The organism is Streptomyces sp. DS1-CR2 (assembly GCF_055760475.1).
Window position 1 is genome coordinate 8,815,849 of sequence record NZ_CM147085.1, and the last position, 19,126, is coordinate 8,834,974.

Annotated in this window: 18 protein-coding genes and 1 pseudogene; 6 read left to right on the forward strand and 13 right to left on the reverse strand. The window is 69.4% G+C overall.

What is annotated here, in order from left to right; all coding sequences use genetic code 11:
- Positions 1–89 precede the first annotated feature (89 nt).
- Positions 90–1,286 (forward strand): Rieske 2Fe-2S domain-containing protein, encoded by a 1,197-nt coding sequence (locus tag ACY0PA_RS41295; RefSeq protein WP_473082460.1) that lies wholly within the window; start codon positions 90–92, stop codon positions 1,284–1,286.
- Positions 1,246–1,473, forward strand: coding sequence for an FCD domain-containing protein (locus ACY0PA_RS41300; RefSeq protein WP_473082461.1), 228 nt, complete (start codon positions 1,246–1,248; stop codon positions 1,471–1,473). The genes ACY0PA_RS41295 and ACY0PA_RS41300 overlap by 41 nt, the downstream gene beginning before the upstream one ends.
- A gap of 29 nt (positions 1,474–1,502) precedes the next feature.
- On the opposite strand, the gene yicI is transcribed toward ACY0PA_RS41300, so the two are convergent.
- The 6 genes from yicI to ACY0PA_RS41330 all read right to left on the reverse strand — a co-directional run bounded on the left by yicI (position 1,503) and on the right by ACY0PA_RS41330 (position 9,602).
- Positions 1,503–3,839, reverse strand: coding sequence for an alpha-xylosidase (gene yicI, locus ACY0PA_RS41305; protein WP_473082462.1), 2,337 nt, complete (start codon positions 3,837–3,839; stop codon positions 1,503–1,505).
- On the reverse strand, positions 3,836–5,320 hold the full coding sequence (locus tag ACY0PA_RS41310; protein WP_473082463.1) for a beta-glucosidase: 1,485 nt from the start codon (positions 5,318–5,320) through the stop codon (positions 3,836–3,838). The genes yicI and ACY0PA_RS41310 overlap by 4 nt, the downstream gene beginning before the upstream one ends.
- Positions 5,321–5,349: 29 nt before the next feature.
- Positions 5,350–6,177 (reverse strand): carbohydrate ABC transporter permease, encoded by an 828-nt coding sequence (locus tag ACY0PA_RS41315; RefSeq protein ID WP_473082464.1) that lies wholly within the window; start codon positions 6,175–6,177, stop codon positions 5,350–5,352.
- A 6-nt stretch (positions 6,178–6,183) separates the two neighbouring features.
- On the reverse strand, positions 6,184–7,149 hold the full coding sequence (locus tag ACY0PA_RS41320; protein ID WP_473082465.1) for a carbohydrate ABC transporter permease: 966 nt from the start codon (positions 7,147–7,149) through the stop codon (positions 6,184–6,186).
- A 10-nt stretch (positions 7,150–7,159) separates the two neighbouring features.
- Complete coding sequence (locus tag ACY0PA_RS41325) at positions 7,160–8,398, reverse strand: ABC transporter substrate-binding protein (protein ID WP_473082466.1); 1,239 nt, start codon at positions 8,396–8,398, stop codon at positions 7,160–7,162.
- A 157-nt stretch (positions 8,399–8,555) separates the two neighbouring features.
- Positions 8,556–9,602 carry a LacI family DNA-binding transcriptional regulator gene (locus ACY0PA_RS41330; RefSeq protein WP_473082467.1) on the reverse strand — a complete coding sequence of 349 codons (1,047 nt, stop codon included), beginning with the start codon at positions 9,600–9,602 and terminating at the stop codon, positions 8,556–8,558.
- Positions 9,603–10,322: 720 nt separating this feature from the next.
- On the opposite strand from ACY0PA_RS41330, the gene ACY0PA_RS41335 reads away from it, so the two are divergent.
- On the forward strand, positions 10,323–10,598 hold the full coding sequence (locus ACY0PA_RS41335; protein ID WP_473082468.1) for a hypothetical protein: 276 nt from the start codon (positions 10,323–10,325) through the stop codon (positions 10,596–10,598).
- Between the two features lie 47 nt (positions 10,599–10,645).
- Here ACY0PA_RS41335 and ACY0PA_RS41340 read toward each other — a convergent pair whose 3' ends face one another.
- From ACY0PA_RS41340 to ACY0PA_RS41360, 5 genes and pseudogenes are all read right to left on the reverse strand, one after another.
- Positions 10,646–10,783: a hypothetical protein gene (locus ACY0PA_RS41340; RefSeq protein ID WP_473082469.1), complete on the reverse strand. Its 138-nt coding sequence runs from the start codon at positions 10,781–10,783 to the stop codon at positions 10,646–10,648.
- Positions 10,784–10,944: 161 nt separating this feature from the next.
- A complete protein-coding gene (locus ACY0PA_RS41345) occupies positions 10,945–11,166 on the reverse strand; it encodes a hypothetical protein (protein ID WP_473082470.1) in 222 nt (73 codons plus the stop codon).
- 81 nt (positions 11,167–11,247) lie between these two features.
- A complete protein-coding gene (locus tag ACY0PA_RS41350; RefSeq protein ID WP_473082471.1) occupies positions 11,248–12,099 on the reverse strand; it encodes an ABC transporter permease in 852 nt (283 codons plus the stop codon).
- Positions 12,059–12,904 carry an ABC transporter ATP-binding protein gene (locus ACY0PA_RS41355; RefSeq protein WP_473082472.1) on the reverse strand — a complete coding sequence of 282 codons (846 nt, stop codon included), beginning with the start codon at positions 12,902–12,904 and terminating at the stop codon, positions 12,059–12,061. Before ACY0PA_RS41355 ends, ACY0PA_RS41350 begins: the two co-directional genes overlap by 41 nt.
- A 95-nt stretch (positions 12,905–12,999) precedes the next feature.
- Positions 13,000–13,440: pseudogene (locus ACY0PA_RS41360) on the reverse strand (MarR family winged helix-turn-helix transcriptional regulator); the annotation flags it as partial.
- Positions 13,441–13,527: 87 nt separating this feature from the next.
- Here ACY0PA_RS41360 and ACY0PA_RS41365 point away from each other — a divergent pair.
- On the forward strand, positions 13,528–14,727 hold the full coding sequence (locus tag ACY0PA_RS41365) for a cysteine desulfurase-like protein (RefSeq protein ID WP_473082473.1): 1,200 nt from the start codon (positions 13,528–13,530) through the stop codon (positions 14,725–14,727).
- 216 nt (positions 14,728–14,943) lie between these two features.
- Here ACY0PA_RS41365 and ACY0PA_RS41370 read toward each other — a convergent pair whose 3' ends face one another.
- Both ACY0PA_RS41370 and ACY0PA_RS41375 read right to left on the reverse strand, forming a co-directional pair.
- Positions 14,944–15,600: a TetR/AcrR family transcriptional regulator gene (locus ACY0PA_RS41370; protein WP_473082474.1), complete on the reverse strand. Its 657-nt coding sequence runs from the start codon at positions 15,598–15,600 to the stop codon at positions 14,944–14,946.
- A gap of 55 nt (positions 15,601–15,655) precedes the next feature.
- The gene (locus tag ACY0PA_RS41375; RefSeq protein WP_473082475.1) at positions 15,656–16,594 is read right to left on the reverse strand and encodes an alpha/beta fold hydrolase; all 939 of its coding nucleotides are present in this window, start codon (positions 16,592–16,594) and stop codon (positions 15,656–15,658) included.
- A 150-nt stretch (positions 16,595–16,744) separates the two neighbouring features.
- Between ACY0PA_RS41375 and ACY0PA_RS41380 the strand changes: the two genes are divergently transcribed.
- The gene (locus ACY0PA_RS41380; protein WP_473082476.1) at positions 16,745–17,563 is read left to right on the forward strand and encodes an enoyl-CoA hydratase-related protein; all 819 of its coding nucleotides are present in this window, start codon (positions 16,745–16,747) and stop codon (positions 17,561–17,563) included.
- 19 nt (positions 17,564–17,582) lie between these two features.
- The gene (locus tag ACY0PA_RS41385; RefSeq protein WP_473082477.1) at positions 17,583–19,124 is read left to right on the forward strand and encodes a long-chain-fatty-acid--CoA ligase; all 1,542 of its coding nucleotides are present in this window, start codon (positions 17,583–17,585) and stop codon (positions 19,122–19,124) included.
- Positions 19,125–19,126: the final 2 nt, after the last annotated feature.

Consider the following 19,126-nt stretch of genomic DNA (forward strand, 5'->3'; position numbering starts at 1 on the left):
ATGGGACAGGCCGGCCGCGCCACGCGCGTACCCCTCCGGGGAGCTTGGTGCTTCCCTGTCCTGCCGGCTCCAGCGCAAGGGAGCAGTACATGACCGAGGCCCTTCCCCGAACGGACGGGTACAGCGCCGACGGACCGGCGGGCTTTCCCCGGCGTCCGGTGGACGAACGCGGAGAGGCCGTCGCCGACCTGCGGCGCATCGGGATCGACCCGGATTACTGGTATCCCGTGGCCCGGTCGCGGGCCGTGCGCAGGGAGCGCACCTTCGCCGCCGTCTTCGCCGGACAACGGATCGCGCTCTACCGCGGCCGGAGCGGAAGGGTCTACGCCCTGGAGGACCGGTGCGCGCACCGCCAGGTGCCGCTGAGCCTCGGAGTCGTCGAGGGGGACGCCCTGCGCTGCTGCTACCACGCCTGGTCCTACCGCGGAAACGGCCGCATCTCGCAGATCCCGTACCTGCCCAAGGGGTGCGAGCGGCCGCCGCGCGGAGTGCGGTCGTACCCGGTCCGCGAGGCGTTCGGCCTGGTGTTCGTCTTCCCCGGTGACCCCGAGAAGGCCGAGTCGGCGCCGTTCCCGGCGCTGCCGGAGTTCGGCGCGGCCACGCACCGGACCATGACCTTCTCGCGCACCGTGCGCTGCCACTACTCGTTCATGCACGAGAACCTGCTCGACATGAACCACCAGTTCCTGCACCGCAGCGTGCTGGGCAGAATTCAGCCCGAGCTGCTGGGGTACGAGACCGGCCCGCAGTTCGTCGAGGCCCGCTACCTCTTCGTCCCCGCCGGGGGCAAGAAGGACCGCGGTGCCGGACTGCTGTCCGCCGAAGGGCTCGGTGGACAGCAGACACCCGACGAGATCACCATCCGCACCCAGTACCCGTACCAGACCCTGCAAGCCGTCCCCGACGGCGCCGAACTCCCGTCGTTCTCCCTCTGGGCGGCCTACGTGCCGGAGGACGCCGAACAGCGCATCAACCACGCCTACGGCCTGCTGATGATCGCGAAGCCGCCGGTCCCCGGGGTGCTCCACCTGGCATGGCCGCTCATCCGCCGTTTCACTGAACGGGTGTTCGCCCAGGACCGGATGGCGGTCGAGGCCGAGCAGCGAGCCTGGGACGAACAGGGTGAGGACCGGAACCACGAAGTGTTCCCACTGATCCTGGACGTCAGACACATGCTGCGGACGAACGGCGTAACGCTCGACGCCGAGCCCGTCGGCGAGGGCGGGCGGCAGGATGCTCCGCCGGATGCCGACGGCCACGAGACGGATCCCGGGCGCACGAACTGACCGGCACAGCCTGGGTGTTGGCGGTCAGCGCCAGCCCGGCCGCCCTGCCCAGTCACTCGAACAGCATCAACTCGTCGCCGACGCCGTGAGGGCCGGCCCACCCGAAGACGCGGCCCGGGCCATGCACACCCACGTCGACAGCGTCGGCAAGGTCAAACTCCTTGACTGGCGGCCCGAGGGGGAGTGACCGCCCACTAGCCGCTCCCCTTCAGGCAGCTACGTCGAGTCCGCCTCCAGGAGAAGCGCCGAGACCGTCGTGACGCCGGGCGCGGCCGTGATCAGGGTGCCGACGGTGGTCTGCTCGGAGTGCTCGCCGGCGGCTTCGATGCCGACGAGCAGGACCCGCCACGGCACTTGGGCGCCCTCGCCCTCGGTCTCGACCGTGATGACGTCGCCCTCCCGCCGCGTGCGGAAGGTGACTGCCGTGGAACCATCCGCGGCAGGGATCCGAGTGACCGTCATCATGCCGTCCGACGGGTCGTGGACACGCAGCGTCACCCCGTGCGCCCAGTCGTACACCGCGCTGTCGTCACTCTCCCCGAACGGGATCACCGAGCCGGGGCGGGCCAGCAGCGGCAGGCTGTCGAACCCGTACCGCTCGCGTCGCCAGCCGGGCCCCCGGACCCGCTCACCCGACAGCAGATGGGTCCACGTTCCGTCAGGCACGTAGTACTCGACAGTCCCCTCCGCCGAGAACACCGGGGCGACGAGCAGGTCCTCGCCGAGCATGTACTGCCGGTCGAGGGCGTGGCACGCCGGGTCCTCGGGGAACTCGAGCAGCATGGCGCGCATCACCGGCGTGCCCCGCTCCCGCGCCTGCTGGGCCGCGCGGAAGAGATACGGCATGAGGCGGTGCTTGAGCCGCGTGAAGTCGCGGGTGACCGTCACGGCCTCCTCGTCGAACTCCCACGGCACGCGGTACGACCTGCTGCCGTGCAGCCTGCTGTGCGAGGACAGCAGGCCGAACTGCACCCACCGCTTGAAGACTTCGGCCGTCGGCGTGCCCTCGAAGCCGCCGATGTCGTGGCTCCAGAAGCCGAAGCCGGACAGGCCGAGCGACAGGCCGCCGCGCAGCGATTCGGCCATCGCCCCGAAGTGGGACTCGCAGTCGCCGCCCCAGTGGACCGGGAACTGCTGCCCGCCCGCGGTCGCGGACCGCGCGAAGAGCACAGCCTCGTCGGTTCCCCGCGCCTCGCTCAGCACTTCGAAGACGGTTTCGTTGTAGAGCTGGGTGTAGTAGTTGTGCATGCGCTCCGGGTCGGAACCGTCGTACCACACCACGTCCGTCGGAATGCGCTCGCCGAAGTCGGTCTTGAAGCAGTCCACGCCCTGCGCCACAAGACCGCGCAACTTGCCCGCGTACCACTCCCGCGCCTCAGGGTTGGTGAAGTCGACCAGCGCCATGCCCGCCTGCCACAAGTCCCACTGCCACACATCGCCGTTGGCCCTGCGCACCAGGTAGCCATGGCGCATCGCTTCTGTGAAGAGGGGGGACTTCTGGCCGATGTACGGGTTGATCCACAACGAGATGCGCAGCCCCTGGTCGTCCTTGAGGCGGCGCAGCATGCCCCCCGGGTCCGGGAAGACGCCGGGGTCCCAGGTGAAGTCGCACCACTGGTACTCGCGCATCCAGAAGCAGTCGAAGTGGAAGACGCCGAGCGGGATGCCGCGCTCCGACATGCCGCGGACGAACCGGTTGACCGTCTCCTCGTCGTACGAGGTGGTGAAGGACGTGGACAGCCACAGCCCGAACGACCAGGCGGGCGGCAGCGCCGGGCGGCCGGTGAGGGCGGTGTAGCGGTCCAGGATGTCCTTGGGCGTCGGGCCGTGGATGACGTAGTACTCCAGCGACTGGTCCTCGACGCTGAACTGCACCTGCCCCACTGCCTCGGACCCGATCTCGTACGAGACGTGGCCGGGGTGGTTGACGAAGACGCCGTAGCCCCGGTTGGTGAGATGGAAGGGGATGTTCTTGTACGCCTGCTCACTGGCCGTACCGCCGTCGGCCTGCCAGATGTCCACACTCTGGCCGTTCCTGGTGAACGGGGTGAAGCGCTCGCCGAGCCCGTAGACCAATTCACCGACACCCAGGGACAGTTGGGCCAGCGAGTGGTGGCGGCCGTCGCCGGTGAGGGCGAAGCCGGTGCCGCGGGACCCGGCGGAGGTGAGGACGCGGCCCTCGGCGGTGAAGTCCAGGCGCCAGGGTGCGGCGGTGTCCACCCGCAGGGACAGCTCCCCGCTGGTCAGCTCCAGCAGGGACCCGTCCCGGGTGATCTTCGCGGTGTGGTCGGGGTCGGTGCGCAGGGCGAAGTCGGGGCCGTGTGCGGCGGCGCCCGCGTGGTGGGTGGAGCGGACGCCGATCACGCCCTCGGCGGGCGACCAGCATTCGACGGTCAGGAGCGGGCTGTTGAGGGTGTGGCCCCGTTCCTCCACCCGCCGCACCGGGGCGTACAGGGTGAGCCGGTCGCCGTCGACGCGCGCCTCGGCGGTCTCGGTGGCGTACGACGCCCGGACGCCCTCGCGCATCAGCCAGTAGCCGTCGGTGAACTTCATCGGTGGTCCTTGTCAGCGGTGGTGGTTCGCGCGCGGTGGGTGGCGATCAGGTCCCGGAACCAGCGGTAGCTGTCCTTGGGGATGCGCTCCTGGGTGTCGTAGTCGACCCGGACGATGCCGAACCGTTGGCCGTAACCACGGGCCCACTCGAAGTTGTCGAGCAGCGACCACACGTAGTAGCCGCGCACGTCGACGCCGGCGCGAAGGGCGGCGGAGAGGGCTTCCAGGTGGCTACGGAGGTACTCGATGCGGTCCGTGTCGTGGACCCGGCGGTCGTCCGTGACCGTGTCGGCCTCGGCCGAGCCGTTCTCGGTGATGACCAGCGGGGGCAGCTCGGGGTAGCGCTTGGTCAGGTCGACCAGCAGGTCCGTGAAGGTGTGCGGGACGACCGGCCAGCCCATGGTGGTGTGCCGTACGTCGTCGCGCCAGGTCTCGGTGACCCGGATGTCGACGGCCGTACGGGTCGCCGGGTCCGGGTCGCGGTGCGGGGCGTCGGCGATGGTGATCGGCCGGTAGTAGTTGATGCCGACGAAGTCGAGTGGGGCGGCGATCAGTTCGAGGTCGCCTTCGAGACGGTACGAAGTGTCGAGCCGGAACGAAGTGTCGAGACCGTATGAACCGTCGAGCCCGTATGAACTGTCAGGTCGGTTCCAGCCGTTGGCCGGCTCGCCCCAGGTCTCGGCTTCATGCTGCGGATAGCGCCCGGCGAACAGCGGGTCCAGCCACACCTCGTTGTGCAGGGTCTCGGCCCGGCGCACGGCGGCGAGGTCGGCCGGCGAACCCGGGGTGGCGGCGAGCAGCCGGTCCGGGTTGAGCGTGATCCCGACCTCCTGGGCGCCGGCCTCGCGCAGGGCGCGGACGGCGAGGCCGTGGCCGACGAGGAGGTGGTGGGCGGCGGCGAGCGCGCCACGGCCCTCCCGTGCACCGGGGGCGTGGGCGCCCGCGGCGTAGCCGACGAAGGCGCTGCAGAACGGCTCGTTGAGGGTGATCCAGCGGCCTACCCGGTCGCCGAGCCGCTCCACGACAAGGCCGGCGTAGTCCGCGAAGCGCTCCGCAGTTTCCCGTACCCGCCAGCCGCCACGGTCCTCCAGAGCCTGGGGGAGGTCCCAGTGGTAGAGGGTGGTGGCGGGGGAGATCCCGGAGGCCAGCAACTCGTCGACCAGCCGGTCGTAGAAGTCCAGTCCGGCCGCGTTGGCCGGTCCTGTGCCGTCGGGCTGGATGCGCGGCCAGGCGACGGAGAAGCGGTAGCTGTCGACACCGAGGCCGCGCAGCAGAGCCACGTCCTCGCGGTAGCGGTGGTAGTGGTCGCAGGCGATGTCGCCGGTGGCGCCGCCGGCCACGCGTCCGGGCTCGCGGCAGAAGGTGTCCCAGATGGACGGCCCTCTGCCGCCCTCCCTGTAGGCCCCCTCGATCTGGTAGCTCGCCGTGGCGGCGCCGAAGAAGAAGCCGTTGGGGAATTCCGGGAATGCGGGGGTGCTCATGCGGCTGAAGCCCTTATCGCTATGTGCCATTACTTGATGGACCCGCCGGTGATCCCGGCGGAGATGTACTTCTGGGCTACGACCAGCAGGATCGCCGCGGGTACCGCGGACAGCACCGCGGTGGCCATGACCGCGCCCCAGTCGCTGACATGCGCGCCGACGAACTGGTAGATGCCCAGCGTGATCGGCTTGACGTCGTCACTGGTGTTGAGGGTCAGCGCGAACATGAAGTCCGACCAGGCGAACAGGAAGGTGAAGAGCCCGGCGGTGATGAGAGCGTTGCGGCTCATCGGCAGCACGATGCGGACAAACGCGGTGAAGCGGTTGGCGCCGTCGACCATCGCCGCCTCGACGACCTCATTCGGTATGGACACCATGAAGGCCCGCAGCAGCACGATCGCGAACGGCAGGCCGAGCGAGGCGTCGGCGAGGATCAGCCCCAGGTAGGAGTTGACCAGGCCCAGTTCCGCGTACGCGCTGTAGAGGGCGTTGGCGATGACGATGCCCGGCACCATCTGCGTGATCAGCGTGGTGAACACGATGCCCCGGCCGCCGCGCAGCCCGAACTGGGCGAGTCCGTATGCGGCGGGCGCGGCGAGCGCGAGGCATACGGCGACGGCGCCGAGGGCGACGACGAAGCTGGTCAGCAGCGAGCCGCCCTGACTGGAGAACGCCGTGTCGAAGTTCTCCAGGCTGGGAGAGGCGGGGAACCACTTGGTCGCGGCGACGCTCGACTCGGGCTGGAGCGCGGTGTTGAGCATCCAGTAGACCGGGAAGAGCAGGACGGCGAGGATCAGCAGCGCGGCGGTGGTGTTCCAGGCGGCCCGCAGGCGGCGACGGTTCGAGTTCGGGTTCACGGTCGGTCACAGCCCCTTTCCGAAGTCGGCGCGGTTGGCCCGCAGATACAGCACGGCGAAGACCGCGCTGATGAGGATGAGGACATTGCCCACGACGGCGCCCTGGCCGAAGTCGAGCTGGAGGAACGAGAGTTGGTACGTCACGGTGCCCAGGGTCTGTGTGGAGTCCGCGGGTCCGCCCGAGGTCAGCGCGAGGATCAGGTCGAGGATCTTCACCGTGGACATGAAGCCCAGAACGAGGACGACGGTGACGACCGGGCGCAGCATCGGCAGGGTGACGCTGCGGAAGGTCCGCCAGGGGCTCGCCCCGTCCAGTGACGATGCCTCGTAGAGCTCGCGCGGGATCTCCTGGAGGCCGCCGTAGAGGATCACCATGTTGAACGGGATGCCGATCCAGATGTTGACCAGGATCGCCGAAAGCAGCGCCACCCCGGGGCTGTTGAGCCACGGCACGCCGCCCTCGGTCAGGCCGACGGCGTGCAGGGCGCTGTTGAGCATGCCGTGGTCCTGGTCGAGGATGCGCCGCCAGACGACGGCGGACACGACCATGGGCACCAGCCAGGGCAGCAGCAGGATCGCGCGGACGAAGCCGGAGAGCCGGAAGCGGCGGGAGAAGAAGACGGCGAGGGCCAGGCCGATGGTGAACTGGCCGAGCAGGGAGCCGGCTGTGAAGAGCGCCGTGTGCCACAGGGAGCCGGCGAACAGCTCGTTGGCGAAGACGGCCCGCCAGTTGTCCAGGCCGTTGAACGGTGCCTCGCCGGTGAAATACGTCTTGGGCGTGTAGTGCTGGAAGCTCATCACGATGTTGCGGACGAGCGGGTAGCCGAAGAAGAGGGCCATGTAGGCGAGCGCGGGGGCGACGAAGAGCCACCGGAGCAGCCCGCGGCGGCGGGTGCCGGAGCCGGCCCGCGCGGGGGTGGCCGGGGAGCCGGAGGTCTTGGCGGCCGGGGCGGTGGAGGCGAAGGTGCTCATATCCGGTTCCTCACTTCCCCGTGGAGGCCTGTTGCTGGGCGCGGTGCAGGGCCTGTTCGGGGCTGGTCCTGCCGGTCAGTACCGACTGGAAGGCACCCGCGAGCGCGTCGCCGACCACCGGCCAGCGGGTGCCGACCTCGGCGGTCCGGGAGCGGGCGGTGGTGACCAGGTCGGCGAAGGCGGCGAGCTTGGGGTTCTGCTCGGCGTAGGCCCGTGCGGCGGCGGCCCGTGTGGGTACGTTGTTGACGGACTCGCCCCACTGGAGCTGGTTCTTCTGGGAGTTGAGGCAGTTGAGGATCTTCCCCGCGTTCTTCTCGCGGGTTCTGTCCTCGTTCTTCGGCACGGCCATCACGGTGCCGCCGATCGGTGGGATCGCGTCCTGTCCGGCCTCGGGCACCGGGATGCGGGCGACCGCCCAGTCCACCTTCTTCTGGGCGTCGAGCACCGGCACCTGCCACGGCCCGTTGATCATCATGGCGGCGCGGCCTGCCACGAACTGGTCGTTGACGTCCTGCTGGTTCCAGTTGACGACGGACTTCGAGGCGGATCCGTCCGAGACCAGGTCCTTCCACAGCTGGAGTGCGGCTTCGCCCTTGCCGTTGTCGAGCTTCGCCTCGTCACCGCCGCCGGACCAGAAGAACGGCAGGAACTGGTACACCCCGTCGGCGTTGGGGCTCGCGCTGAACGCCATTCCGTAGGTGGTGCCGCGAGTCATCTTCTTCGCGGCGGTCTTCAGCTCGGCCCAGGTGGTGGGCGGCTCGACCCCGGCCTTCTTGAGGAGCTTGGTGTTGTAGATCAGGGCCAGGGAGTTGACGGAGCGCGCGATGCCGTACTGGGTGCCGTCGTACGAGCCGAGGGAGGTGGCGCTGCCGGAGAACCCGGACGTGTCGACGCCGACTTCCTTGAGCGGGCGCAGGCCCTCGGTCCCGGCGAACTGCGGCAGCTCGGACCCGTCCAGCTCCAGGATGTCGGTGAGTGACTTGGACGAGGCCATCCGGAGCGCCTTCGACGCGACCTGGTCCGCGGGCACGCTGATCTGCTCGACCTTCAGCCCGAGGGGCCCAGCGCAGCGATCGAAGAATTTCTGGTTGGCGGTGTGCTCGGCGGTGTCCGTGGCCGAGTTGAGCACGGTGACGGTGTCGGCGGCCGGTGTGGCGGCGCACCCGGTGAGGCCCAGCGACGCGGCCGTGGCTACCGCGAGGCTTGCGGCTATGGCGGGTGGCAGTCTGCGCTCTGCGCGGTAGTGCACGAGCGGTTCTCCAATCGGGGCTGCGGCTCGGGGAGTTGAGAGTCTTGCCGTGCGGTTCGGGGATGGTGCGCGGCAGTGCGTTGCGGCGTGAGCGTCTTGCGAGCGGTTCTTTGCCTGTGGTTCGCGGCTCGCGGCCGCCGCATCGTCGGGACGGCGCTCAGGCGTGCCGTTTCGGCGGCGCGATGGTGATCCCGGGCGCCATCTGCGGCTCGATCAGGCGGTGAGGGGAGAGGCCGGGGGCCGGATGGGTCTGGGTCCCATGGCCGGGGGGCGCGGCGGCAATCGCCTTGACCGCGAGTTCGACGACTGCCAGGGACATCTCTGCGACGGGCAGTTCGATACGTGGCAGGAGCCGTCCGCCCAGGTCGTCGGGGAGGGTGCCGACGGGCACGACGGCGAGGTCCTCGGGGATCCGTAGATCTGCCGCGGCCACTTCGGCAAGCAGGTGGGGGAGGCGGTGCAGGTGCTGGACGACCAGCGCGGTCGGGGCGGGCCGCGCGCCCAGCATGTCGCGCACTCGGCGCCGCAGCACGTCGGGGTCGCTGCTCGAGGGGTGCACCCGGATGTCCGCGCCCGTCTCCTTCGCGGCACGCCGGGCGCCGTCGAGGCCGTGGACGGCGTAGCCGCGGCGGGCCTCGATCTCGTGGTCGGCCGAGGCGAGGAAGATGATGTGCCGGTGGCGGGCCGCGGCGGTCTCGCGCAAGGCGAGGTTGACGGCGGCCTCCCAGTCGAGGTCGACCCAGGGCAGCGCCGAGTCGTCGTCGCCGCGGCCCAGCAGCGCGGTGGGGAAACCCAGTTCGCGCATGGCGCCGATACGGGGGTCCTGCTCCTCCACCGCCATCAGGACCGCCGCGTCCGCCAGGCCGCTGCCGGCCACCCGGCGCAGCCCGCCGACCCCGTCCAGGTCGGTCATCAGCAGCAGGTCGTAGCCGTGACTGCGGGCGGCATCGCTGATGTCGATGGCGAACCGGCCGTCCACCGACCGGTATTCGCCGGGCACGCGGGGGACGGCCAGGGCGAGAACGTCGCTACGGGCACTGCGCAGGGTGCGGGCGCTGGCCCGGGGGTGGTAGCCGAGCTCGGCGATGGCGGCCTGTACCGCGCGCCGGGTGTCCTCAGAGATCTTGCGGGAGCCGCTGAGGACGTAGCTGACGGTGCTGGGCGCGACGCCCGCGCGTTCGGCGACGTCTTTGATCGTGGCCATTCCCGCTCCTTTGCGGTCCGGTCCTGGTCGTCCTGGCCGTTCTGGTTCCGGCCGCTCCCGCGGCGCTGTCCGCTGTCGTCGAATCGATTCGACTGGCGGCGTGCGTGACTCTAGGAGGCTCTGGGGCGCGAGGGCAATACCTCTGCGAGAGATCGTTTGAGTTTATGTACATGAATCTACGTGGGGCTTTTGGGCGCGAAACATGTCAATTGACCGCTTGGATGCGCCAGTGACGCTTCGATAGGCCAGTTGATCGAGTACGTGAACAACTTTCACTGGTACGAACCCTTGAGGGTCCCGAACGGCGAGTGATAGGCCTATGCCCCGACGATTTTTCTCTTCCCTGACACCTGAGTTGTGGGGCTGTCCTGCCTACCGGCGCACCCCGCGACGCGCATCCGTCAGGCCTGGAGGCGACACCGTTGCGAACGCCCATGTCCCGACGCACCTTCGCCCGACCCGCCGCAGTGCCCCCCGTCGGAGCGCTGGTCGGGCTGCAGCCCGGCATCGCGTCGGCTGCGGACCGGCCCGCCGCTCACCCCGCAGGCTCACACACCGGCACCGGCACCGGCACTGGAAGCGCCCGCACTCGAGCCGCGTAAGCCATGCGCCGCGCAGCGGCCTTCATGGACGAGCGCGTGGCCTGCCGCGGCGCGTACGTCTGGAGCTACCGGGATTCATTCGCAGTGCACCGGCCTGAAGGACTCTGCTGATGAATGCGTGATTCGAGCAGGGCTGGGTCGTTGGTTCTCCACGATCGACCTGTTCCGAGGCGCCGACCCGGCCCTGCCCGAGGTGACCGACGGCCAGGCGAGCGCCCTCGTGGACGGCCTCGGCGCCAAGGACCACTGGATCACCCCCATCGGCACCACGACCAACCCGTCGGCAGCACCGCCCGCGCAGCCGCCGTACCAGCCGAACGGCAGTGCCGAGGGCATCACGACGTCCGCCTGCACCGGCAACATGGCCAAGCTCATCGCCTACGCCGCCGACTGAGCCCTCCGCCGCTAAGGTCCCGGCCTCAGGGGGAGCCCAGGACCGGCTCACGGCTCCAGCGGAAGACGTGGACCAGGCGGCTCGACGATTCCGGCGGTCGGAATCTGGCCCGCGAGGTCGCGGAGGAATCCGCCCGATGTGATCAGGCCGTCGGTGAACGGCGCCATCATTCCAAGTCGGAGCATGCCGGGGTTCCCTCGCTTCAGCGCGTCACCACTATGCCTGTGAGAAGTGTTCCTAATCAGGAATAGCGGGAGTGCGGAAGCGAGTGAACACGGAGCGGGTGCCGGCGTCCGCCCTGGCGCTGTCGGGGCTTACGGGAGGGCAGATCGGTGTCGCCCGCCGGTCAACTGTCCTTGCGGGCCCCGCTGGCCTTGATCCACGCGTGGGGGGCGTAGGCCACCTCTACCCTCGTCTCGGCACGGGGGTCTGCCTTCCATACGAGCAGCGCACCGGCGTCGATCGAGTACGAGAACTTGCCCTCCTTGCCGTCGACGAAGTGCAGCACCTCGCCTTGGTGCTCCGAGGTCTGCCCCTCTTTGCCAAGCACTATGAGATTTACGGACATAATTCGACGTTACGGCGCGATCGCCGATTTCGCCCGCCGGATGCAGGGTCGGGGGCTCCCTGGAGGGCCGCCGCGTGCGGGTTACCTGGCCAGTCGGGGCAGCAGCGAGGACGCGGCGACGATGCCGAGTGCAGCGGCCACTGCGAGTACCGCGTAGTCCAGAGGTAGATGCGCGGGTGTGCCCAGCAACAGGCCGCGCAGCGCGTCGACTTGGTAGCTGAGCGGGTTGATGCGGCTGATCGCCTGCAGCCAGCCCGGCATGAGCGAGACCGGGTAGAGGGCGTTGGACGCGAAGAAGAGCGGCATGGTGATGGCTTGGCCGATGCCCATCAGGCGGTCCCGGGTGAGGACGATGCCGGCGATGGTCATCGACAGACAGGAGAAGAACGCCGAGCCCAGCACCACGGCGACGGCAACGCCGAGCAGACGCAGTGGGTTCCAGGTCAGCGCGACGCCGAGGAGCGCCGCGATGACGATCACGACGACGGCCTGGATCAGTGCCTTGACTCCGGCGGCGAAGGCCTTGCCCGTGATGAGCGCCGCGCGCGGTGTGGGCGTGACCAGGAGCTTGGTCAGGATGCCGGCGTCTCGTTCCCAGATGATCATGATGCCGTAGAAAATGGCGATGAACATCGCGGACTGGGCGATGATGCCGGGCGCGAGATAGTCGATGTAGGGGATGCCGTGGGTCGGGATCGCCTTGATCCGGGTGAAGGTCTCGCCGAACACCAGCAGCCAGAGGGCGGGTTGGACGGCTCGGGTGTACAACTCCGAACGGTCGTGCCGGAGCTTCTGTAGTTCTACGGCGCACAGGGCGATCACCCGGGCGGGCACCACGCGCCATCCGGTACGGGCCGTGGGCGGGGTGAGGAGCAGATCGAACTCGGCCGGTTCAGCCGAGCCTTGACGCGGTGCGGCGGGTGCTGCGGACATCGCGGAAGTCACCACCTTCGCCACCGTCGCTGTCGAGCCCGCGGCCGGCGACGTCGCGGAAGACGTCCTCCAAGGTCGGCCAGGGCTCCTGGGATCCGGCGTTCCCGCGCTGCTCGTGCAGGTCGCGGCGGAGTCCGTCGGGGGTACCGAGAGCGTGCACGCGCCCGCGGTGCATCAGCGCGACCCGGCCGCAGTACTGGTCGGCCTCGTCCATGTAGTGGGTCGTGACCAGGACGGTCATGCCGGTGGCAACGCGGATCGCGTTGATGTGGTTCCACACGCTGGTCCGGGCGATCGGGTCGAGGCCGATGGTGGGCTCGTCGAGGATCAGCAGGCGCGGGGCGCTCACCAGTGCCTGGGCGAGTTCCAGCCGGCGCACCATGCCGCCCGAGTAGGTCTTGGCGAGCCGGTCCGCGGCGTCCGTGAGGTCGACCGCGGCGAGTGCCTGGGACACCCGGCGGGCCCGTTCGCGCCGGGAGACGTCGAAGACGCGGGCGAACAGCGTCACGTTCTCCCGCCCTGTCAGGCCGGAGTCGGCGGACAGCTGTTGCGGCACGTAGCCGAGGAGCCGGCGGACCGCCATCCGCTCGGTCGCCGCGTCGTGCCCGAACACGGATACGCGGCCGCGCGGAACCGGCAGAAGCGTGGTGATGCAGCGGATCGCGGTTGTCTTGCCGGCGCCGTTGGGTCCGAGCAGTCCGAAGACCTCGCCCGGCCCGACCGTGAGATCGAGGCCGTCGACGGCCCGGGTCTCACCGAACGCGTACTCCAGTCCGCGGCAGCAGACCGCGGGGTCCTCGCTCATGCCTGTGCACCTCCCGGTTCTCCCTGTATTACCTGTACTGCGTGGGGCGTTTCACCTTCTGTGCGGACGGCGGGCGTGCGGATCGTGGGCGGGCGGTCCTCGTGCAGGTTGCCGGCGAGTTTGCGCAGGGCCGGCAGCGCGGCGGCGAGCGCGGCCCGGTCCGCCGGATCGAGCGCCGCCAGTTGCTCCCGCATCAATGCGCCCCGCCGGACCTGCCAGTCGCGCAACCGGGCCGCGGCGGCCGGGGTCGCGTACAGCAGCACCGACCTGCGGTCCGAGGGATCGGTCTCGCGGCGCAGAAAAGCGGCCTTGACCAGCTGGTTGACGAGTGTGGACACGGAGTTTCCGGCGAGACGCAGCTCCCGGGCGGCGGCCGACACCCCGATTCCCGGCCGGTCGACCACCAGGCGCAGCAGCTCTACCTGGGCGCCGCGCAACGGGGGCGCAGTCAGGCCGTGCCGGAGCCTGCGCCGGGTCAGGCGTTGCACGGCGGTGAGCGCGTCGGCGAAGGAATCTGCCAGCTCGTCCGTGGCCATGAAATAAGTTTAGCTCTGTGTACGAGCTATTCCCAGACCCCTACGGTGGGCGCACGGAGCCTTTCCCTTCTCCAGAAAGCTGAGGCCATGGCCATCGACGTGAACGCTCTCCGGGCCCACTTCCCCTCCCTGGACCACGGGTTTGCCTTCTTCGACGGTCCGGGCGGGACGCAGACCCCGCGCCCGGTCGCCGACGCGATGGTCGCGACGCTGACGGGCCCTCTGTCCAACCGCGGGATTGTCAGCCGCTCCGAGCTCAACGCCGAGCGCGCCGTCACGGACTTCCGCGCCGCGTACGCGGACCTGCTCAGTGTGCCCGCCGACGGTGTCGTCCACGGGCGCAGCGCGACCCAGCTGACGTATGACTTCTCCCGTCATCTGGCCAAGGCCTGGAACGCGGGCGACGAGATCGTCCTCAGCCGCCTGGACCACGACTCCAACGTCCGCCCCTGGGTACAAGCGGCCGAGCGTGCCGGAGTGATGGTCCGCTGGATTGAAATCGACAGCGAGCGCATGGAGCTCGACCTCGATTCGTTCGAGCGGGCGCTGTCGCCCCGGACACGCCTGGTCGCGGTCACGGCGGCCTCGAACGTGCTGGGCACCAAGCCGCCCCTGCGCCGCATCGCCGACCGGGCGCACGAGGTCGGCGCCCTGGTGTACGTAGACGGTGTGCACTACGCCGCCCACCACCTGGTCGACGTGCCCGCGCTGGGCGCGGACCTGTTCGTCTGCTCCCCGTACAAATTCCTCGGACCGCACTGCGGCGTGCTCGCGGCGGCGCCCGAACTCCTCGACACCGTCCACCCCGACAAGCTCGCGCCTTCCCCCGACACCGTGCCGGAGCGCTTCGAGTTCGGCACCCTGCCGTACGAAATCCTGGCGGGAGCCACCGCAGCCGTGGACTTCCTCGCCGCGATCGACCCGGGCACGGGGGCCGCACGCAGGGAGCGGCTCGCCCATTCGCTGGGCTCCCTGCACGAGCACGAGCGGGCGCTGCGTACGAGGCTCGAAGAGGGGCTACGCGCTCTGGGCGATGCCGTCACCCTGCACTCGAAGGCGGCCGACCGCACCCCGACCCTCCTGATGACGATCGAAGGCCGCGACGCCCGCGAGGCCCAGGTCCATCTCGCCGCACGCGACGTCCTGGCCCCCGCCGGGTCGTTCTACGCCTACGAGACCTTCACCGCCCTGAAGCTGGAGAACCCCGCCCTTCGAGTGGGCCTGGCGCCGTACAACTCCGCCGAAGACGTGGACAGGTTCCTCGAAGGGCTTGCGTCTTTCCTCTGACTCGCTTTTCCTGTCTGTGGCCGGCAGGGCCTCGATCAACCGATCATTACCGGGACTGAGGGCCTGCCTGCCCTGTCAGCCCTTGGGCCCCGCGGTCCGTGAGGGCTGCCCCTACTCACCGGCCAGCCGACGGGCGCGGCGCCACGTTGCGACGGTTGCCGCACAGCTCGGGCGTGCAGTACCGGCGCCGGGCCGCCGCGGCCCGGCCCTGGGCGGTCAGCGCTCCGGCTCGGAGGCCGTGAGCTGGAGGCCGTTCTCCCAGATCTTGTTGAGTGTGGTGACGAGCCGCTCGAAGGGAATGCGCTGGCCCAGCACGAACACCATGTAGGCCATGCGGCTCACCATCACGGACAGGGCGTGCGCCGTGACCAGCGGATCCAGGCTCATGTCGGCTTCGCCGCTCTCCTGCAGCGTCTGGATCAGCTTGGCGTTGCGGCGCGCGAACGCGTTGCCGCGCTCGATGCGCAGCGCCATGAACTTCTCGTCGACCTGGGCCACTTGCTCGAACAGCGCCATCAGGCGCGCGTTCTTCTTGTACGCGCGCAAGTACTCGCGGTTCGACGCGTCGATGAGCTGCCGGGTGTCGGTGATCCCGGTGCGCTCGCGCAGGTGCGGGTGGAGCATCTCCTCCTGCACCTGCTCGACAAGCGCCTGGAAGATCTCTTCCTTGCTGTTGAAGTACGTGTAGAAGGACCCGGAGGCGACATGCGCCGCCTTGGAGATGTCCGTGATCCGGGCGTCCAGATATCCGTCGCGTTCGAAGACCTCTCGGGCGGCGGTGATCAGCGCGTTACGTGTCCGGACGCCGCGCGGGCTGCGTGGCGTGATCGGTTGTTTCTGGCCGCCGTCTGCGGCCGGGGCCTGGGCACCCACTGGGGTCCATCCACTCTTGGTCGATCACGTACATCATCGGTAGCGGCGGATGTTATCAGCCGAGGGTGGAGAGGAACTCCAGCAGCGCGGCGTTCACATCCTCCGCTCGCTCCTGTTGGATCCAGTGCCCGGCGCTGTCGAGGACGACGTGTCCGCGGAGGTCGGTGAGCATCCGGTCGAGGCGCGCGGGCATGAACTTCCCCACCGGGTCCTTCGACCCGGTGATGAAGAGTGACGGCTGGTTGATGAGGCGGCCGTCCAGGTGCTCGGTCAGCGCCCAGTTGCGATCGAGGTTGCGGTAGTAGTTGAGGCCACCGGTGAAGCCGGTCTCCTCGAACGTCGTGACGTAGTAGGTGAGTTCCTCGTCGCTCATCCATCGCGGAGGCGGCAACTGCTCGTCGGCCTCGGCGGCCCACTTGGCGGAGTAGATCTCCCTCGTGACGAGGGTCCTGCGCACGTTCTGGCTCAGCGCCCGGTCGGCGACACCCGGCTCCTGGAACCACACAATGTAGAAGTCGTCGCCGTTGCGTGAGCGCAGGATGGGCAGCGGAGGGGCCGGGGCGCGCGGCGTCACCGGCACGCTCATCCCGGCCACCGCGCGTACCCGCTCGGGATGGAGCAACGCCATGTTCCACACCACGGAGGCGCCCCAGTCGTGCCCGACGAAGATGGCGTCGTCCGCGCCGACGTCGTCGAGGAGCCCGGCCAGGTCGGCGCAGAGCGTCAGGATGTCGTAGGCGTCGACATCGTCGGGGCGTGAGCTGCCGCCGTACCCGCGCATGTCGGGAACCAGGACGCGGTACCCCGCCCCGGCGAGCGCGAAAATCTGATGCCGCCAGGAAAAGGCCAGCTCAGGAAAGCCGTGGCACAGGACCACGGGAGGACTGTCCGGCCGTCCTTCGCCGTGTTCGAAGACGCGGAGGCTGATGCCGTTGGTCGTGACATCCCGCGCCGCGACGCGCTCCCAGTCGGTGATCGGCATATGTGTCGTCATGTGCCCGGAACTCCTGTCGTTCGCATGCCGGCCGGCGCAAGGAACGCACGCCGGTGAGGGGCGTGTTGTAGGTGTTGAACTTGACGTTGGGTTCAAATATACATGAGGCGGGCCCCAGAGGTTCGAACCGCTGAAGAGGAGACGACGACGGTGACCGGAAGCATCCAAGCAGCCCAGTCGACGACGGTTCTGGCCGAACGACGAGGTTCCGTGTTCGTGCTGACGCTCAACCGCCCGGACCGTCTCAACGCCTGGACCGACGAGCTGGAAGAACGCTACTTCGGCCTCCTTGACCAAGCCGAGGCGGATCCCGAGGTGCGGGCGATCGTCCTGACCGGAGCGGGCCGCGGCTTCTGCGCGGGAGCCGACATGGACGACCTGCAACAGGCCAGTGCGACAGTGGAGTTGATGGATGGCGCGATACCGAAGAGGGAGCGCCCCCGGTGGTTCCCGCTGACGCTGCGCAAGCCCCTCATCGCGGCCGTCAACGGGGCCGCCGCCGGGCTCGGCCTCGTCGAGGCCCTTTACTGCGACATCCGCTTCAGTACACCCGATGCCAAGTTCACGACGGCGTTCGCGCGCCGCGGCCTGATCGCCGAGTACGGCATCGCCTGGCTGCTGCCGCGCCTCATCGGCCAGAGCCGGGCCATGGACCTGCTGTTGTCCGGGCGGGTGGTGCGCGGTACGGAGGCGTACGAAATGGGGCTGGTCAACATGGTCGTCGACGCGGATCAGCTCCTCGACGTCGCGGTCGAGTACGCCGCCGAACTGGCCACCTGGTCCTCACCCGCGTCGATGGCCGTCATCAAGCGCCAGGTGCTCCAGGCTCTCGACACCGACTTCGTCACGGCCGCCGACGTGGCGGACGCACTCATGCCGGAAGCCTTCCGCCGACCCGACGCCGCCGAGGGCGTCGCCAGCTATCTGGAGGGCCGCGCGCCCGCATTCCGCCCCCTCGACCCCAAGTGAGCACGGAAGGCCGCCCCGCATGACCAATGCTGCCGCACCAGTCTGGAACCACGCCTCGTCGACACCCGACCGCATCGCCCTTCGCGGGGAGGACGGCGAGGAATGGACCTACGGCCGCCTCCGTGAGCGCGCCGCCGCCGTCGCGGGCCGCCTGGCGGAGCACGGCGTACGCCCAGGCGACCGAGTCCTGCTCGTCGCGCCTTCCGTGCCCGAGTTCGCCTTCGCCTACTACGGGATCCTCGCCGCCGGTGCGATCGCCGTCACCGCCAACACCATGGCCCCGCAAAGGGAGTTGGCGTTCATAGCGGGCGATGCGAAGGTGTCGCTCGTCCTGGGCTGGCATGCGATCACTCCGGCACCCGAGCAGGCCGCGGACGAACTGTCCGTCCCGTACTGGGAGTTGCGGCCTGGTCTCACCGAAACGGGTCCGACAGGGACCCCGTCTATCCTCGATGTGCACCCAAGCGAGGACGACGACACAGCCGCTCTCCTCTACACGTCCGGCACCACCGGACGGCCCAAGGGCGCCCAGCTCACCCACGGCAATCTCAACGCCTGTGCGGCGGTCTTCTGCGACTTGCACGCCATCACCGCCGAGGACTGCGCCGTGACCGGCCTGCCCCTGTTCCACGTCTTCGGTCAGGCGTGCGTGATGGGGACCACGATGCGCGCCGGCGGCAGCCTCACTCTCCTCGAACGCTTCCACCCGTCGACCATGCTGGCCATGATCCGCCGCGACCACCCCACCTTCATCGCGGGCGTACCCACCATGTGGAACGCGATCCTGCGCGCCGCCGACGACACAGGCGCCGACTTCACCGGTCTGCGCCTCGCGTCCTCCGGCGGCGCCTCACTGCCGGTGGAGGTGATGCGCGCCTTCGAGAAGCGGTTCGGCTGCACCATCGTCGAGGGATACGGCCTGACGGAGACCACCGGCGCCGCGACCTGCCATCTCGCGGGCCGGCCGGCGAAGCCGGGACACGTGGGACGGGCCCTGCCGGGCTGCGCCGTCTCCGTACGGGACGACGACGGTCACGAACTGCCGCCCGGCCAGGTCGGCGAGGTCCACATCAAGGGCCCCGTTGTGATGAAGGGCTACTGGAACCGACCCGATGCCACCGCCGGGGCCCTGCGCGACGGGTGGCTGAGCACCGGCGACCTCGGCGCCACGGACGAGGCCGGAGACCTGCGCATCGTCGACCGCAAGAAGGACCTTGTCATCCGCGGTGGCTACAACGTGTACCCGCGCGAGGTCGAGGAGGTCCTGTACGAACACCCCGACATCGTCGAAGCGGCCGTCATGGGAGTCCCCGACGAGTTCTACGGCGAAGAGGTCGCGGCCGTCATCGCGGTACGGTCCGGCGCCCGCCTCGGCGTGGCCGAACTGCGCGCATGGGCCAAGGAACGCCTCTCCGCCTACAAGGTGCCCCATCTCGTCGCCGTCGTGGACGAGTTGCCGAAGGGAGCGACCGGGAAGATCCTCAAGCGCGCGATCGATCCCGCCCTTCTGAAGGCGGACACGAGCACGGCCGACGCGCCGGGGACGATACGGCGGGACTGAGC

Excerpts from the sequence above, each read along its gene's own strand:
- ACY0PA_RS41375 (WP_473082475.1), bottom strand. The coding sequence starts at position 16,594 with ATGACGACACATATGCCGATCACCGACTGGGAGCGCGTCGCGGCGCGG.
- ACY0PA_RS41350 (WP_473082471.1), bottom strand. The coding sequence starts at position 12,099 with ATGTCCGCAGCACCCGCCGCACCGCGTCAAGGCTCGGCTGAACCGGCC.
- ACY0PA_RS41330 (WP_473082467.1), bottom strand. The coding sequence starts at position 9,602 with ATGGCCACGATCAAAGACGTCGCCGAACGCGCGGGCGTCGCGCCCAGC.
- ACY0PA_RS41365 (WP_473082473.1), top strand. The coding sequence starts at position 13,528 with ATGGCCATCGACGTGAACGCTCTCCGGGCCCACTTCCCCTCCCTGGAC.
- ACY0PA_RS41320 (WP_473082465.1), bottom strand. The coding sequence starts at position 7,149 with ATGAGCACCTTCGCCTCCACCGCCCCGGCCGCCAAGACCTCCGGCTCC.
- ACY0PA_RS41295 (WP_473082460.1), top strand. The coding sequence starts at position 90 with ATGACCGAGGCCCTTCCCCGAACGGACGGGTACAGCGCCGACGGACCG.
- ACY0PA_RS41345 (WP_473082470.1), bottom strand. The coding sequence starts at position 11,166 with ATGTCCGTAAATCTCATAGTGCTTGGCAAAGAGGGGCAGACCTCGGAG.
- ACY0PA_RS41385 (WP_473082477.1), top strand. The coding sequence starts at position 17,583 with ATGACCAATGCTGCCGCACCAGTCTGGAACCACGCCTCGTCGACACCC.
- ACY0PA_RS41300 (WP_473082461.1), top strand. The coding sequence starts at position 1,246 with ATGCCGACGGCCACGAGACGGATCCCGGGCGCACGAACTGACCGGCAC.
- ACY0PA_RS41340 (WP_473082469.1), bottom strand. The coding sequence starts at position 10,783 with ATGCTCCGACTTGGAATGATGGCGCCGTTCACCGACGGCCTGATCACA.
- ACY0PA_RS41310 (WP_473082463.1), bottom strand. The coding sequence starts at position 5,320 with ATGAGCACCCCCGCATTCCCGGAATTCCCCAACGGCTTCTTCTTCGGC.
- ACY0PA_RS41355 (WP_473082472.1), bottom strand. The coding sequence starts at position 12,904 with ATGAGCGAGGACCCCGCGGTCTGCTGCCGCGGACTGGAGTACGCGTTC.
- yicI (WP_473082462.1), bottom strand. The coding sequence starts at position 3,839 with ATGAAGTTCACCGACGGCTACTGGCTGATGCGCGAGGGCGTCCGGGCG.